Here is a 14,593-nt window from a genome sequence, read left to right on the forward strand (position 1 = left end):
ACCGAGGAGAAACACGATGGCCAAGTACTTGCTGCTCAAGCACTACCGCGGCGCTCCGGCTTCGGTCAACGACGTGCCCATGGACCAGTGGACGCCGGAGGAGATCTCGGCACACGTGCAGTACATGCACGACTTCGCGGCCCGGCTCGAGGAGACCGGCGAGTTCGTCGACAGTCAGGCGCTCGCCCCTGAGGGGACGTTCGTCCGATACGACGGCGAGGGGCGCCCACCGGTCACCGACGGACCGTTCGCCGAGACCAAGGACGTCATCGCCGGCTGGATGGTGATCGACGTCGACAGCTACGAGCGCGCGATCGAGCTGGCCGGGGAACTGTCGGCCGCCCCTGGGGCGGGCGGAAAGCCGATCCACGAGTGGCTCGAGGTGCGCACGTTACTGGCCGAGCCGCCCACCATCACGGACTGCCTCTTCAAGTGAACGAGGCCCTGCTCCGGAGTCTCACGCCGAGCGTGCTCGCGATCCTCGTCCGTCGCGGAGCCGATTTCGCGGCGGCCGAGGACGCCGTGCAGGACGCGCTGGTCGAGGCGGTCCGCGTCTGGCCGGCCGACCCGCCGCGGGACCCGAAGGGCTGGCTGATCACTGTGGCCTGGAACCGGTTTCTCGACGCGACACGGGCCGATGCCGCCCGCCGCCGGCGTGAGGACCTCGTCGACGACGAGCCGGCGCCCGGGCCCGCGCGTGCTTTGGACGACACGCTCCAGCTCTACTTCCTGTGCGCCCACCCGTCGCTGACGCCGTCGTCCGCGGTCGCGCTCACGCTGCGCGCCGTCGGTGGGCTGACCACCCGCCAGATCGCCCAGGCATACCTGGTGCCTGAGGCGACCATGGCGCAGCGCATCAGCCGGGCCAAGCGCACCGTCTCCGGCGTGCGGTTCGATCAGCCCGGCGACGTCGCCACCGTGCTGCGCGTCCTCTACTTGGTCTTCAACGAGGGCTACTCCGGCGACGTCGACCTCGCCGCCGAGGCCATCCGGCTCACCCGGCAGCTCGCGGCCGCGATCGACCACCCCGAGGTGGCGGGGTTGCTCGCCCTCATGCTGCTCCACCATGCCCGGCGCGCCACCCGGACCGCGCCCGACGGCAGCCTGGTGCCGCTCGCCGAGCAGGACCGCGGCCGATGGGACATCAAGTCGATCGCCGAGGGCGTCGAGATCCTGCAGGCGGCCCTCGCCCGCGACCGGCTGGGCGAGTTCCAGGCCCAGGCCGCCATCGCGGCACTCCACGCTGACGCGCTCACCGCCGAGGAGACCGACTGGGTGCAGATCGTCGAGTGGTACGACGAACTCGCGCGCCTGACCGACAGCCCGGTCGTCCGGCTCAACCGCGCGGTGGCTGTCGGCGAGGCCGACGGACCGCGCGCCGGGCTGGCGGCGCTCGCGGCGGTGGACGACTCACTGCCCCGCCACGCGGCGGTGGCGGCGTACCTCCACGAGCGCGACGGCGACCTGGCGACGGCGGCACGGCTGTACGCCGAGGCGGCCCAAAAGGCCCCCAACCTCGCCGAGCGCGACCACCTGACGCGCCAGGCCGCCCGGCTCAACGCCCGCCGGCGTCGCTGACGGGTCGCGCTCGGAGCAATTTAAACACCCTCTCGGCAAAAGACGCGTCCATCGGGTGGGAGTAATTGCTCCGGGACTGATTTCGCGCAATTTTCATGGGAAACGCGGCCTCCAGAAGACCGGAGGCCGCGCCCTTTTTAAATGGCCGTCTTTTCGGCGGCCTTTGGGCTTACGCTGCCCTTTCCGGCTCATGCCGGTCGGGAATCACGAGCCCATGTTGTATCCGCGCGAGTGCTGGCTGGTGTGGCCCGACCACCGCTGCTCCTCCACGATGTTGCTCATGGGGCGCCCGTACTGCTCCTGCCAGGACTCCCCGGACTGCTCGGACTGCTCCTGCCCGGACTGCTCCTGCTGGGCCTGCTCGGACTGCTGTGCCTCCCGGGCCTGTCGAGCCTGCTCGGCCTGTTCGGCCTGCTGCTCGCCGTACAGCTCGGACTGCTCGGACTGCTCCTCGCCGGGCTCCTCCGGGCGCATGGATTCGCGCTGCATGGGCGCCTGCTGGATGTTCTCGCGGGCCCCTCGATCGGACCGCCACGACTCGGCGGACATCGGGTCGAGCCGCGCGCCGGTCACCGAGGTGATGGCCGGGTCGTCGGTCGCGGCCTGGGCCGTCTGCGCCGGCCCGAGGGCGACGGCGGGAAGCAGGGCCAGGCCCAGAATCACTGGGAGACGCTTTCCGTTCATGCTTTCTCCTATCCGATCGGGGCCGCTGAGCGGCGATCGGGGATGGGCACTTCCATCGTCGGCCGGTGTTCTGGAGCGCGTCTAGGCGAATCAACCGGAATTAGAGTGAGCCGAACGGTATTCCATTCCTCCGGCTGACGGTCTGTTTTCTTCCCGGGGCGCGCGCCTTGCGATTCCGGCCTGGCCGTTTACGCTGTCGTCGACGACGTTTCGTCAGAAGGCCCGCAGGTGCTGGAAGGTCTCGTAGGCGACGTCGTGGGCGGCGAAGTCCGCGGCCTCGGAGCGCTTGACCGCCAGATATGCGGTGCTGCGCAGCGGCCCGAGGGCGTTCATGAGCAGCTCGTCGGCCTCCAGGGCGTCGAGGGCCTCGTCGAGGGAGGCGGGCAGCCGTGCGCAGCCGAGGCGGGCCCGCTGCTTGTCGCTCAGCGTCGCGGGGTCGACCTCGACCGCCCTGCCCGGGTCGAGCTCGCGCCTGATCCCGTCCAGGCCGGCGTGCATGACGGCGCCGAGCGACAGGTACGGATTGGCCGAGGAGTCCGACGGCTTGATCTCCAGATTGGTCGACTCCTCGACGTTCCCGGCCATCGGCGAGCAGATCCGCACCGCCGCCTCCCGGTTGTCCATGCCGTAGCAGGTGTAGGCGCCGGCCCAGGAACTCGGCTGGAGACGCCGGTAGCTGTTGACGCTCGGGCAGGTCAGCGCGACCAGCGCGGGAAGGTGGTCCAGCACCCCCCCGATGAAGTGGCGGCCCAGCGCCGACAGGCCGCCCCTGCCGTCCGCGAACAGGTTGTGCTCCAGGTCGGGATCCCACAGGGAGACGTGCAGGTGGGCGCCGTTGCCGGCCTGGTTGACGATCGGCTTGGGCGCGAGAGTCGCCCACATGGACATGCGGAACGCCACCCCGCGCACGGTCTCCCGGTAGATCACCTGGTTGTCGGCCGCCTTGAGCGCGGTCGACGGCCTGATGGACAGCTCCTGCTGGCCCGCACCGAGCTCGGGGTAGTAGTGCTCGATCGGCAGGCCCTGCGCCTCCAGGGCGCGGACGAACTGCATCGTGTAGTCGTGCGCCTGGTCGAACCCCGCGGTCGCGTAACACAGGCTGTCGTCGAGCGGGACGAGCCGGTCCGGGCCGCCCATCGGGTCGGGCAGCCGACGGCCGAGCGTGAACTCCGGCTCGAAGGCCGCGACGAGGGTGTAGCCCTCCGAGGCGAAAAGAGCGATGGCGTCTTTGAGGAACGTGCGGGGGCAGGCCGCCCACGGGCCGCCGTCGAGGTCGCGCAGGTCGGCGATCATCGCGGCCGCGCCGGGAGCGTAGGGGAGGGGGACGAATGTGCCGGGGTCGGGCACGATGCGGATCTCACCCACCGGGCCCATGCCGTCCACCGGCTGGAGCCGGTCGAGCATGGACATCGCCATCATCGCCACCGTGTGACCGATCCCGGTGCTGATCCGTTCGGCCAGGCGGGTCCGGCCGGCGGCCTTGCCGCGGATCACTCCGCCGTGGTCGGCGTAGATGAAGCGGACCAGTTCGATGCCGTCGACCTCGACCCGTTCGAGGATTCTGCGTGCGACCGGATCGAGTTGCTGAGCGACGGCTGAACTGTGGCGATCTCTCATTCTGTCTGCGTAACACGTGAGAGCCGTCGGGGAAAGGGTCGCCACGCCACCGCGCCGACCTTTCGGCGCGGTGGGCGGAACTGGGGAGGCCGGCCCGGGCGGTGCGGATCGCCGTCAGGCCGGCCGGGTCACATCACTGCAGGACCGTCGTGAAGAAGGTCGCCAACCGGGTGGCGCCTGTGTTGATCGTGTCGAAGACGCCGTTGACCGCGCCGGCTGCGGCTCGTGGCTGGTTGTAGAGGTAGAAGACCACGAACGCGATGGCCGCGTACGTAAGAACCTTCTTGACCTGCATTGGGGGGCCTCCTGCAGTCAGTTTCCCGGCTGTTTGTACCCGGCGACAAGAATGATCATAACTAGCCGGGAGGTCATGAGGCCCTACCGCCTCTAACTAGGTAGTGAGCGAGGTGAAGAAGGTCGCCAGCCGTTCCGCGCCCGTGGTGATGCCGTCGAACATGCCCCGCACTGCGGCCGCCGCGGCCGTGGGCTGCGTCAGCAGATAGAAGATCACGAAAGCGACGGCCACGTACGTGGCCACCTTCTTGACGTTCATCGGGGCTCCAACCATGAGGCGCTGCCCTCATGCTGCCGCATCGCACCGGGGACTGGTGCGAATTTCGCGGGAATACAGCGGCTCCGGTCACATGCCCAGACGTGCGCCGCGCAGTCGTTCCACCGCCTCGGGGTCACCCTCGTAGGTCACACGGGCGTGCTCCTGCCGGCCGAAGGCGAACAGCAGGAGTTCGGGTGCGGCGCCTGCGACCACGACCGTGGGAACGGCCTTCTTGGCCGTCACCTCACCGGCCCCGGCTTCGGCCCTGTCTTCAGCCGTACGGCGGAGCACGATGCCGACCGGGGCCTTGCGCAGGAACAGCCGGGAGCCGCTCTTGAGCTGCTTCCACAGCAGTTCCTCGTGCTCGGGCGGCAGCGTGCGGGGCTCCCAGCCCGGCTGGGCACGCCGCACGTCCTCGTGGTGGATGAACAACTCGGCGGTGTTCACCGCGGCGTTGATGGCGGGGATGCGGTACGGCGACCACACCGGCGGGCCCTGCCGTACGAGATCGACGACCGTGGAGTAGGGCTTGCCGTTCTTGATGCGGTCCTGAACCGTGGCGGTGTAGCCGGACAGGAACCTGAGCGCGATGCCGCCCGCCGCGTCGGGGCGCTGCTCGCGAAGCGCGAGGTGCGAGGCGAGGTCGGCGGTCGTCCAGCCCTCGCACAAGGTGGGCGCGTCGGGGCCGAGCCGGTCCAGCAGGTCACAGATCGCCGCGCGTTCGTCGCGCACAAAGCTCACGCGGGCAAGCCTAATCCCGGTATGGGGCGACACGATCACGTGGGGCCCGGGGCCCGCTGGAATAAACCTGTTGATCGTGATGATAAGGAATATCTAGGACTAAAGGCTTGGTGTGACGTCGGTCGAGTGGCCGATCCGGACGGATGCCGGGGGTAGGTAACGTCCGATTCGCCGGTCGCCTGCTGAGGAGGCCGGCCAAGCCCTCGATGGAGAGGAATCGGCTTGCCGACGAAGCAGCCTCCCGCACGGCCGGGCGGATCCGTCATGCTCCAGGGCCTGCGGGTCATCGGCGTGGCGATCCGCAGCGAACCCCGCGTTTTCACCGTCGCCGTACTGTCGAGCGCCGTGTACGGCCTCATGACCGTCGCCTCGTCGTCGGCGCTCGGCTGGGCCACCGACAACGCCGTGCTGCCCGCCTTCCAGAAGGGCGGCGTCGCCACCGGCACGCTGGTGGTCGCGGCCGTCTTCATCCTCGGTGTGGCGGTGCTCAAGGCGCTCGGGGTGATGGGCCGGCGCATCCTCGCCGGCGTCATGCAGTACCGCATGCAGGCCCGCTCGCGCCGCGCGGTCACCCGGCAGTACCTCCGGCTTCCGCTGTCGTGGCACCACCGGCACCCGACGGGCCAGTTGCTGTCCAACGCCAACTCCGACACCGAGGCCGCCTGGGCGCCGATCGCGCCCCTGCCCATGGCCGTGGGAGTCGTCGTGATGCTCGTGACGGCCGCCGTCGCCATCCTGGTCGTCGACCCCGTCCTCGCGATCGTCGGCTTCCTCATCTTTCCGGCCATCGCGCTGCTCAACCTCGTCTACCAGCGCCGGCTCTCCCCGCTGGTGATGCGCGCCCAGCAGTTGCGGGCCGAGGTGAGCGAGGTCGCCCACGAGAGCTTCGACGGCGCGCTCGTCGTCAAGACGCTCGGCAGGGAGGACGCCGAGGCCCGCCGCTTCCAGGCCAGGGCCGACGAGCTGCGTGACGCCAACGTCGCCGTCGGCCGGGTGCGCGGCCTGTTCGACCCGCTGCTGGAGGCGCTGCCCACCCTCGGTGTGCTGGCCGTCCTGCTGGTGGGCTCGCTGCGGATCGAGGCGGGCGACCTCGTCGCCGGAGACCTCATCCAGGTCGCCTACCTCTTCACGCTGCTCGCCTTCCCCGTCCGGGCGCTCGGCTGGGTGCTCGCCGAGCTTCCGCGCAGCGTCGTCGGCTGGACCCGCGTCCAGGACGTCATCGAAGCGACCGGATCCATGGAGTACGGCACGGCCGCGCTCGGCGCGGGCGGCCCCGCCCGGGTGCGGTTCGACGACGTCACCTTCGGCTACGTCCCCGACGCCCCCGTGCTCGACGACGTGAGCTTCGAGGTGGAGCCGGGGCGGACGATCGCCGTGGTGGGACCCACAGGCTCGGGCAAATCGACGCTCACCCTGCTGCTGGCCCGCCTGGTCGACCCGGGGAAGGGCGCCGTGCTCATCGACGGGACCGACCTGCGCGAGGCCGAGCGCGGAGCGGTGAGCGGCTCAGTGGCGCTCGTGCCCCAGCAGACGTTCCTGTTCGACGACACCATCCGCGGCAACATCACGCTCGGCCTGGACGTGCCGGACGAGACCGTGTGGGCGGCGCTGCGGCTGGCCCAGGCCGACGGTTTCGTGAGCGGGTTGCCGTCCGGGCTCGACACCCGCGTCGGGGAGCGCGGCGCGACCCTGTCGGGCGGCCAGCGGCAGCGTGTGGCGCTGGCCCGCGCGATCGTGCGCAGTCCGCGGCTGCTCATCCTCGACGACGCCACCTCCAGCGTCGACCCCCAGGTGGAAAAGCGCATCCTGCACGGGCTGCGCGACGGCTCCGCCGACTCGACGGTGATCGTCGTCGCCTACCGCATGGCGACGATCGCCCTGGCCGACGAGGTCGTCTACCTGGAACACGGCATGGTCACCGACCAGGGCACCCATGAGGCGCTGCTGGCCAGATGTGAGGGCTACCGGTCGCTCGTCACGGCCTACGAGCGTGAGGAGGCCGAGCGCGCCGTGCTCGGCGCGGACGACGACACGGATCTCGACACGGATCTCGACGCGGATCTCGATACAGATCTCGACGGGGAACCCGGCTTCGACACGGATGAGGAGGTCGTGGCGTGACCGCCGTGACGCAGGAGGAGACGGGCGCCGAGAAGAGCGACACGGGGGAACCCGGCAGCCTGCGGGCGGCCGAGCGCTCGGCGACCCAGACGATCAGGCACGGCCTGCGCCTGTCGCCCGAGTTCCGCCGGGGCCTGGGAGGCACGCTGGCCCTGGCCGTGCTCGCCACCCTCGGCAAGGTCATCGTGCCCATCGCGGTGCAGCAGGTGATCGACCGCGGCCTCGGCGGAGCCGAACCTGACGTGGCGTTCATCCGCGACGCGACGGCGTTGTGCGCGGTCGCCGTGCTGCTGACCGCGCTGTGCGGCTACCTGATGAACGTCAGGCTCTACAAGTCGACCGAGGCGGGCCTGGCCACGCTGCGCGGCAAGGGCTTCCGCCACGTGCACGACCTGTCGGTGCTCACGCAGAACACCGAGCGGCGCGGCGCGCTCGTCTCGCGGGTGACCAGCGACGTCGACCAGATCAGCACGTTCATGCAGTGGGGCGGCCTGCTCGTCATCGTGTCCTTCGGCCAGTTGCTGGTCGCCACCGTCCTGATGGCGGTCTACTCCTGGCAGCTGACGCTGCTGGTGTGGGCCTGCTTCCTGCCGCTGGTGTTCGCCCTGCCGCGCTTCCAGCGGCTGGTGGCCCGGGCCTACAACCGCATCCGCGAGCGCACCGGCGACGTGCTGTCGGCCGTGAGCGAGTCCGTCGTCGGCAGCGCCGTCATCCGCGCCTACGGATCCGAGGACCGTACGGCGGCGCGGATCGACGCGGCGGTGGAGGCGCAGCGCCGGGCCCAGACCCGGGCGCAGCAGATCATCGGATTCACCTTCCCGATCACCGAGCTCGTGGCCGCGGTAGCGGTGGCCGGAGTGGTCCTCGCCGGGGTGGGGCTCGGCGCGGCCGGGTCGATCACGCCCGGCAGGCTCATCGCGTTCCTGTTCCTCATCACGCTGTTCATCAGCCCCCTTCAGACCGCGACCGAGGTGCTGAACGAGGCGCAGAACGCGATCGCCGGGTGGCGGCGCATCCTCGGGGTGCTCGACACGCCCGCCGACGTCGCCGACCCCGCGGGCGGCGTGACGCTGCAGCGCGGGCCGATCTCGGTGGCCTTCGAGGACGTCGGATTCGCCTACCCGGGCGGCGCGCGGGTGCTCCACGACGTCTCCGTGGAGATCGCCCCCCGCACCAGGGTCGCGGTCGTGGGCGAGACCGGCTCGGGCAAGACGACGTTCGCCAAGCTGCTGACCCGGCTCATGGACCCCACGTCGGGCCGGATCCTCCTCGACGGCGTCGACCTGCGCGACGTGCGGTTCTCCTCGCTGCGGGAGCGCATCGTGATGGTCCCGCAGGACGGCTTCCTGTTCGACTCGACCCTTGCCGACAACATCCGGTTCGGGCGTCCCTCCGCCACGGACTCCGACGTGCGGCGGGCCCTGACCGAGCTGGGCCTTGACGAGTGGGCCGACGGCCTGCCCGCCGGGCTGGAGACGCCGGTGGGCCAGCGCGGCGAGTCGCTGTCGGCGGGGGAGCGCCAGCTCGTCGCGCTCGCCCGGGCCTACCTCGCCGACCCCGACCTGCTGCTGCTCGACGAGGCCACCTCGGCCGTCGACCCGGCCACCGAGGTGCGCCTCGCGCGCGCCCTCGACGGCGTGATCCGCGGCCGCACCGCCGTGTCCATCGCCCACCGGCTGTCCACGGCGGAGGCCGCCGACGAGGTCATCGTCTTCGAGCACGGGCGGATCGTGCAGCGCGGCCCGCATGCCGTACTCGTGGCGGAGCCGGGCGTCTACGCCGACCTGTACGCGTCGTGGACCTCCGGCGTGCACTCCACCTCGGCGGCGGGCGGGTCAGTGGGTGGAGGCCTCGCCTGACAGGCGCTGAGCGAGGTAGATCGGGACGACCGAGACGACGATGAGCGCGGCGGCGACCACGTTGACCACGGGGGCCTGGTTGGGCCGGAAGAGGTTCTCGAAGATCCAGATGGGCAGCGTCTTGACGCCCGCCCCCGAGGTGAACGTGGTCACGATGATCTCGTCGAACGACAGCGCAAAGGCCAGCAGGCCTCCCGCGAGCAGCGCCGAGCGCATCATCGGGAAGGTGACCAGGCGGAACGTGGTGAACGTGTCGGCCCCGAGGTCGGCCGAGGCCTCCTCCAGCCCCAGGCCCATGCGGCGCAACCGGGCCAGCACGTTGTTGTAGACGGTCACCACGCAGAAGGTGGCATGTCCGACGATCACCGTGAGGAGCCCGAGCGGCACGCCGAGGACGGTGTGGAAGGTGTTGCTCAGCGCGATGCCCGTCACGATGCCCGGCAACGCGATCGGCAGCACGATGAGCAGCGAGACGGTGTTCTTGCCGAAGAAGCGGTACCGCTGTACGGCGAAGGCCGCCATCGTCCCCAGGACCAGGGCGACGACGGTCGCCCCCAGGCCCGCCTGGACCGAGGTCCACAGGGCGTCGCGCAGGCCGCTGGAGTCCCACGCCGACCGCCACCACTGGAACGTCAGGCCGGAGGGCGGCCACCCGAAGGTCTTGTCGGCGTTGAAGGAGTTGAGCACCACCACGGCCAGCGGCACGTAGATGACGCCGAGACCGAGTACCAGTGCGACTCCGAGCAGCACACGGGCCGGACGGGAAAGATTCACAGATTCTCCAGGGCACCGGTGCGGCGGACGGCCGCGAGGTAGACCAACATGATCACGACGGGCACGGTCGCGACGGCCGCGGCGAATGGGAGGTTGTTGGCCGCGCCGATGTTGTCGTAGACGACGTTGCCGATGAGCTGCGACTTTCCGCCGACGATCTTTACGGTGATGTAGTCGCCGAGCGACAGCGAGAACGTGAAGATCGAGCCCGCGACGACCGCGGGGAACGTCAACGGCCACACCACCGTGCGGAACGTGCGCCAGCCGCGGGCGCCCAGATCGCCGGCCGCGTCCAGGAGCGCGTTCGGCATGCGCTCGAGTCCCGCGTAGATGGGCAGGATCATGTACGGCAGCCACAGGTAGGCGAGGGTGGCGATCGTGGCGGTCAGGCCGTACCCCCAGCCGAGGATGCCGCCGGAGGACAACATGACCCGCCAGGCGTACGCCTTGACCAGGTAAGAGGCCCAGAGCGGGGTGAGCACCAGGATCACCAGCCACCGCTGTGCCCGGGGAGAGGCGAGCTTGGCCATCGCGAAGGCCATGGGAAACGCGATCGCCAGGTCGATGAGCGTCACTGCGGCCGCCACCCAGACCGAGCGCAGGGCGATCGTCCGGTAGACGTCGATCGTCAGCAGGTCGTGGAAGTTGGCCCAGGTGAACGTCTTGACCAGGTCGCCGGTGAAGGTGTCGGTCGACCAGAACGCCGATGCGATCAGGGCGGCCAGCGAACCCAGATAGGCCAGCCCCAGCCAGGCGAGCGGGGCCGACAGCAACAGCGACAGCCGTACCCGGGAGTGCCGGTGGAAGAAGGCGGAGATTTCGCGTCGTAAAGTCGGCCCCTTCGCCGCGCCGACCCCCGCCGTCATGCCGTCATGTCCTTCATCTTGCCCTTCTCCAATTAACATGATCACCAGGACCCTTGGGTGTGATCATGCAGAAGTTCGCGTTCATGCCGCCGCCCTGCGGCGACACTGCTCGTGATCATGCAGAAGTTCGAGCGCTCCTGCTCCCACCTGCGGTGATTCTCATCGTGATCATGCAGAAGTTCGGACGCGCCCACGCCCACCTGCGGCGACACATTTCGTGATCATGCACTCGGTGCGCTAGTGCATGATCACGAAATGTGTCTGCCCAGGTAGACCCCGGATTCGCCGAACTTCTGCATGATCACGGTTGAGGTTTCGGCTGGTCAAACGGCCGCCCCCGAACTTCTGCATGATCACGACCAAAGGGGTGTGGTCACCACCAGAGGGTGTGATCACCACCGAGAGGCGTCATCACCCTCTTGGGGGGGTCATCACACTCAGGGGGTGTGATCAGCCCTTGATTTCGGTCCAGGCTCGGGTCCACTCGGAGTAGTCCGTGCACTTGACGCCGGTACGGCCGTCGAGGCACTGGGCGATCGGAGTGGTCCAGTAGTGGACCTTGGAGAAATAGCTCTCGTCGCCGGCGTGGAAGGTGTCGCAGAACGACTTGTCCGAGGTCTCGGCGCACGCCTTGGCGTTGGAGGGCGCCTCGCCGAACCACTCTGCGACCTGGGCGTTCGCCTTCGGCGAGATGATCCAGTCCATCCACTTGTACGCGCAGTTCGGGTGCTGGGCCTTGGCCGCGACCATCCACGTGTCCGACCAGCCGGTCGCGCCCTCCTTGGGCAGCACCACGTCGACCGGGGCCTTCTCCGCCTCGGTCAAGTTGGCGATGACCTGCCAGGTCGTGCCCACCACGGTGTCGCCGCTCTTGAACGACTGGACCGCCTTGGTGTAGTCGGACCAGTACTCGCCGACGTTCGCCTTCTGCTGCTTCAGCAGGTCCACGGCCGCCTGCAGCTGCTTGTCGTCCAGCGCGTACGGATTCTTGATGCCGAGCTCCGGCTTGGCCGACATGAGGTAGAGCGCCGCGTCGGCGATGTAGATCGGCGAGTCGTACGCCGTCACATGCCCCTTGTACGGCGAGGCCGGGTCGAACACGACACCCCACGAGTCGGGTGCCGGGGAGACCTTGTCCGTGCGCCACATCAGGAGGTTGGCGCCGCGCCCGTGCGGCACCCCGTACGGCACGCCGTTGACGGAGTTCCACGGCTGGAGCTTCAGGCTCGGGAACACGTCCGTGTAATTGGGGATGAGGTCGGTGTTCACGGGGGCGACCGTGCCCGAGGCGATCAGCCGCAGCGAGGCGTCGCCTGAGGCGGAGACGGCGTCGTACTCGCCCGTCTTCATCAGGTTGACCATCTCGTCGGACGTGCCGGCGGTCTTGGTGTTGACCTTGCAGCCGGTGGCTTGCTCGAAGGGGTGCACCCAGTCGACCTTCGGGTCGTTGGAGCCATCTTCGGCGTATCCGGCCCAGGCCACCAGATTGACCTGGCCTTCCCCGGCGCCGAGCGACTTGAGCGCCTCGAGCTTGGGCGGGGTGAAACCGGTGGTGCCCGGCGCCGCGCCTGTGGACGACGTGTCGCCGCCGCACCCGGCCACGGCGACGAGCGCGAGCGCCGCGGTGGCGATGAGACCGGTCCGGCCGAAGCGGGGGGTTCGCATGGGGTTCTCCTTGGTTCGTGGGGGGTGGCCCGGGCTCAGCTGTGCGCCGCTTCCCGAGGTATGCCGGGCGCGGGGGCGTCGGCGATGGCGAACTCGTGGCGGCGGTGCCAGACGAGCCTGACCCTGCTGCCGCGCAGGCCCAGGACGTCCATGGACGAGACCTGCAGGTTCTGCTGGAGGGCGATGAGCCGCCCGCCGGCGTCGAGGTCGACGACGAACCGGGTCGCCGGTCCGGCGTAGACCACCTCGGACACGGTGCCGGCGGCCTCGTGCTCGTCCGGCCCGGCGCCCTCGCCGTCGCCCAGGACGACGCGGAGCTTCTCCGGCCTGACGCTGAAGGTGCCCTCTTTGCCGAGTACGGCAGGCGCCGCGTAGCCGGAGATCAGGTTGGACGTGCCGACGAATCCGGCCACGAACGACGTGGCGGGTCTCTCGTAGATCTCGGCCGGCGTGCCGACCTGCTCGATCCTGCCGTGGTTGAACACCGCGACCCTGTCGCTCATGGTGAGCGCCTCCTCCTGGTCGTGGGTCACGAACAGGAACGTGATGCCGACCTCGCGCTGGATCGCCTTGAGCTCGACCTGCATCTCCTCACGGAGTTTCAGGTCGAGCGCGCCGAGCGGCTCGTCGAGCAGGAGCACGCGCGGCCGGTTCACGAGAGCCCGGGCGAGCGCGACGCGCTGGCGCTGGCCGCCGGAAAGCTGGGCGGGGCGGCGTGCGTCGAAGCCGTCCAGGCGGACCGACCGCAACGCGTCGTGCGCCCGTTCACGCCGCTCCGCCTTGGCCACCCTCTTCACCCGCAGCCCGTATTCGACGTTCTGCAGGACCGTCATGTGGGGGAAGAGCGCGTAGTCCTGGAAAACGGTGTTCACGTCACGCTCGAAGGGGGCGAGCCGGGTGACGTCGCGGCCCGCCAGTTCGACGACGCCCTCGGTGGGGGACTCGAATCCGGCGATCATCCGCAAAACGGTCGTCTTGCCCGAACCGGACGGCCCGAGCATCGCGAAGAACTCCCCGTCGGCGACGTCGAGATCGACGCCCGCGACCGCCTCGACGCTCCCGAAGGTCTTGCGCAGGCCCCGGAGGCTGACTGCTTGGTCTGGCATGGCCGAAAACATATGGGGTTATATGTTTCCCGTAAAGTCCTGTCAGAGTTTCAGCGCGGCGATGTCCGACAGGTGAGATCACGACCGTGACTGGCGCAGCTCGCGACGGCGTGGTCCACTCGCGTGTGGACCGGGACAAAACATCCCGTTCCTCCGGTACGCCCGCGGCACCACGTGCGGCCCGGCCCCGGCCAGGCGTACGCCCGGGTACGCGGCACGGCGAGTGAATCGGCAGGTCAGGCAGGTGAGAGATGCGGTGGGGCGGTGATACGGGCATGGTCGTGAACGCCGTGGGGCTCGCCGTCTTCTCCCCGGTGGACAGCACCGCCCGGGTGGCGGCCGTCGTGCGCCGTCTCGCCGACGCGATCGCCGTCGGCCTACTCGCCGACGGCGAGCAACTGCCGAGCGAGGCCGATCTCGCCGCACGTCTCGGCGTGTCCACGGTGACGCTTCGGGAGGCGCTGATGGCGCTGCGGCAGCAGGGGATGGTCGAGACGCGCCGGGGCAGGGGCGGCGGAAGCTTCGTCCGCGTGCCCGCCGAGATCGACCCCGCTGTGCGGCTGCGCACCTACGCCGTCGACGAGCTGCGGGATCTCGGCGACCACTACGGCGCCATCGCGGGTGCGGCGGCCCGCCTGGCCGCGCAGCGTTCCCTGCCCTCCGACGTCGCCCCGCTGTGGCGGTCGATCAGGGAGACGGCGGCCGTCATGCGCCCGCACGGCGGCGCCTCCCCGGAGACGACCGGCCGGCTCCGGAGGCTGGACGGCCGGTTCCACATCGAGGTGGCGGCCGCGTCGCAGTCGGCGCGACTCACTCAGGAGGAGATCCGATTACAGGCCGACATCGGACCGCTGCTTTGGCTTTCTCACGAGGCGCGCTGCGGGCACGATGAGACGGCCGCACAGCACCATGCCATCGCCCGCGCGATCGAGGACGGCGACGGCGACCAGGCCAGGGCCCTCGCCGAACGGCACGTGCTCGACGCGATAGAACACCTCATCGAGCTGAGGCTGGGCCTCCAGGAGTAGG

General features: G+C 69.7%; 15 protein-coding genes. 6 read left to right on the plus strand and 9 right to left on the minus strand.

Features of this window, described 5'->3' with window-relative positions; translation table 11 throughout:
* The first annotated feature begins 16 nt into the window (after positions 1 to 16).
* Both Pth03_RS11735 and Pth03_RS11740 read left to right on the plus strand, forming a co-directional pair.
* A complete protein-coding gene (locus Pth03_RS11735; protein WP_203944206.1) occupies positions 17 to 436 on the plus strand; it encodes a YciI family protein in 420 nt (139 codons plus the stop codon).
* Positions 433 to 1,578 carry an RNA polymerase sigma factor gene (locus Pth03_RS11740; RefSeq protein ID WP_203944207.1) on the plus strand — a complete coding sequence of 382 codons (1,146 nt, stop codon included), beginning with the start codon at positions 433 to 435 and terminating at the stop codon, positions 1,576 to 1,578. Before Pth03_RS11735 ends, Pth03_RS11740 begins: the two co-directional genes overlap by 4 nt.
* 204 nt (positions 1,579 to 1,782) lie before the next feature.
* Here Pth03_RS11740 and Pth03_RS11745 read toward each other — a convergent pair whose 3' ends face one another.
* The 5 genes from Pth03_RS11745 to Pth03_RS11765 form a co-directional block, all read right to left on the minus strand.
* Complete coding sequence (locus Pth03_RS11745; protein ID WP_203944208.1) at positions 1,783 to 2,262, minus strand: hypothetical protein; 480 nt, start codon at positions 2,260 to 2,262, stop codon at positions 1,783 to 1,785.
* A 213-nt stretch (positions 2,263 to 2,475) separates the two neighbouring features.
* Positions 2,476 to 3,879 carry a glutamine synthetase family protein gene (locus Pth03_RS11750; protein WP_203944209.1) on the minus strand — a complete coding sequence of 468 codons (1,404 nt, stop codon included), beginning with the start codon at positions 3,877 to 3,879 and terminating at the stop codon, positions 2,476 to 2,478.
* Positions 3,880 to 4,012: 133 nt separating this feature from the next.
* Positions 4,013 to 4,174 carry a hypothetical protein gene (locus Pth03_RS11755; protein ID WP_203944210.1) on the minus strand — a complete coding sequence of 54 codons (162 nt, stop codon included), beginning with the start codon at positions 4,172 to 4,174 and terminating at the stop codon, positions 4,013 to 4,015.
* 96 nt (positions 4,175 to 4,270) lie between these two features.
* Complete coding sequence (locus Pth03_RS11760) at positions 4,271 to 4,432, minus strand: hypothetical protein (RefSeq protein WP_203944211.1); 162 nt, start codon at positions 4,430 to 4,432, stop codon at positions 4,271 to 4,273.
* A gap of 87 nt (positions 4,433 to 4,519) precedes the next feature.
* A complete protein-coding gene (locus Pth03_RS11765; RefSeq protein WP_203944212.1) occupies positions 4,520 to 5,173 on the minus strand; it encodes a TIGR03085 family metal-binding protein in 654 nt (217 codons plus the stop codon).
* A gap of 264 nt (positions 5,174 to 5,437) precedes the next feature.
* Between Pth03_RS11765 and Pth03_RS11770 the strand changes: the two genes are divergently transcribed.
* Positions 5,438 to 7,294: an ABC transporter ATP-binding protein gene (locus Pth03_RS11770; RefSeq protein ID WP_203944327.1), complete on the plus strand. Its 1,857-nt coding sequence runs from the start codon at positions 5,438 to 5,440 to the stop codon at positions 7,292 to 7,294.
* Entirely contained in the window at positions 7,291 to 9,153 is a 1,863-nt protein-coding gene (locus Pth03_RS11775) for an ABC transporter ATP-binding protein (RefSeq protein ID WP_203944213.1), read from the plus strand. Before Pth03_RS11770 ends, Pth03_RS11775 begins: the two co-directional genes overlap by 4 nt.
* Here the strand turns inward: Pth03_RS11775 and Pth03_RS11780 are convergent.
* Positions 9,130 to 9,927: an ABC transporter permease gene (locus Pth03_RS11780; protein WP_203944214.1), complete on the minus strand. Its 798-nt coding sequence runs from the start codon at positions 9,925 to 9,927 to the stop codon at positions 9,130 to 9,132. The two genes, Pth03_RS11775 and Pth03_RS11780, sit on opposite strands and share 24 nt — an antisense overlap.
* Positions 9,924 to 10,793: an ABC transporter permease gene (locus Pth03_RS11785; protein WP_203944215.1), complete on the minus strand. Its 870-nt coding sequence runs from the start codon at positions 10,791 to 10,793 to the stop codon at positions 9,924 to 9,926. The genes Pth03_RS11780 and Pth03_RS11785 overlap by 4 nt, the downstream gene beginning before the upstream one ends.
* A 65-nt stretch (positions 10,794 to 10,858) precedes the next feature.
* Here Pth03_RS11785 and Pth03_RS11790 point away from each other — a divergent pair, with 65 nt between their 5' ends.
* Positions 10,859 to 11,014, plus strand: coding sequence for a hypothetical protein (locus tag Pth03_RS11790; RefSeq protein ID WP_203944216.1), 156 nt, complete (start codon positions 10,859 to 10,861; stop codon positions 11,012 to 11,014).
* A 229-nt stretch (positions 11,015 to 11,243) separates the two neighbouring features.
* Here the strand turns inward: Pth03_RS11790 and Pth03_RS11795 are convergent, their stop codons facing one another.
* Together Pth03_RS11795 and Pth03_RS11800 are read right to left on the minus strand one after the other, a co-directional pair.
* A complete protein-coding gene (locus tag Pth03_RS11795; RefSeq protein WP_203944217.1) occupies positions 11,244 to 12,458 on the minus strand; it encodes an ABC transporter substrate-binding protein in 1,215 nt (404 codons plus the stop codon).
* A 35-nt stretch (positions 12,459 to 12,493) separates the two neighbouring features.
* Positions 12,494 to 13,564 (minus strand): ABC transporter ATP-binding protein, encoded by a 1,071-nt coding sequence (locus Pth03_RS11800; protein WP_239118946.1) that lies wholly within the window; start codon positions 13,562 to 13,564, stop codon positions 12,494 to 12,496.
* A gap of 275 nt (positions 13,565 to 13,839) precedes the next feature.
* Between Pth03_RS11800 and Pth03_RS11805 the strand changes: the two genes are divergently transcribed.
* Entirely contained in the window at positions 13,840 to 14,592 is a 753-nt protein-coding gene (locus Pth03_RS11805) for a FadR/GntR family transcriptional regulator (protein WP_203944219.1), read from the plus strand.
* The last annotated feature ends 1 nt before the right edge of the window (position 14,593 follow it).

It is taken from the genome of Planotetraspora thailandica, from assembly GCF_016863335.1.
In the GTDB taxonomy this organism is placed as follows: domain Bacteria; phylum Actinomycetota; class Actinomycetes; order Streptosporangiales; family Streptosporangiaceae; genus Planotetraspora; species Planotetraspora thailandica.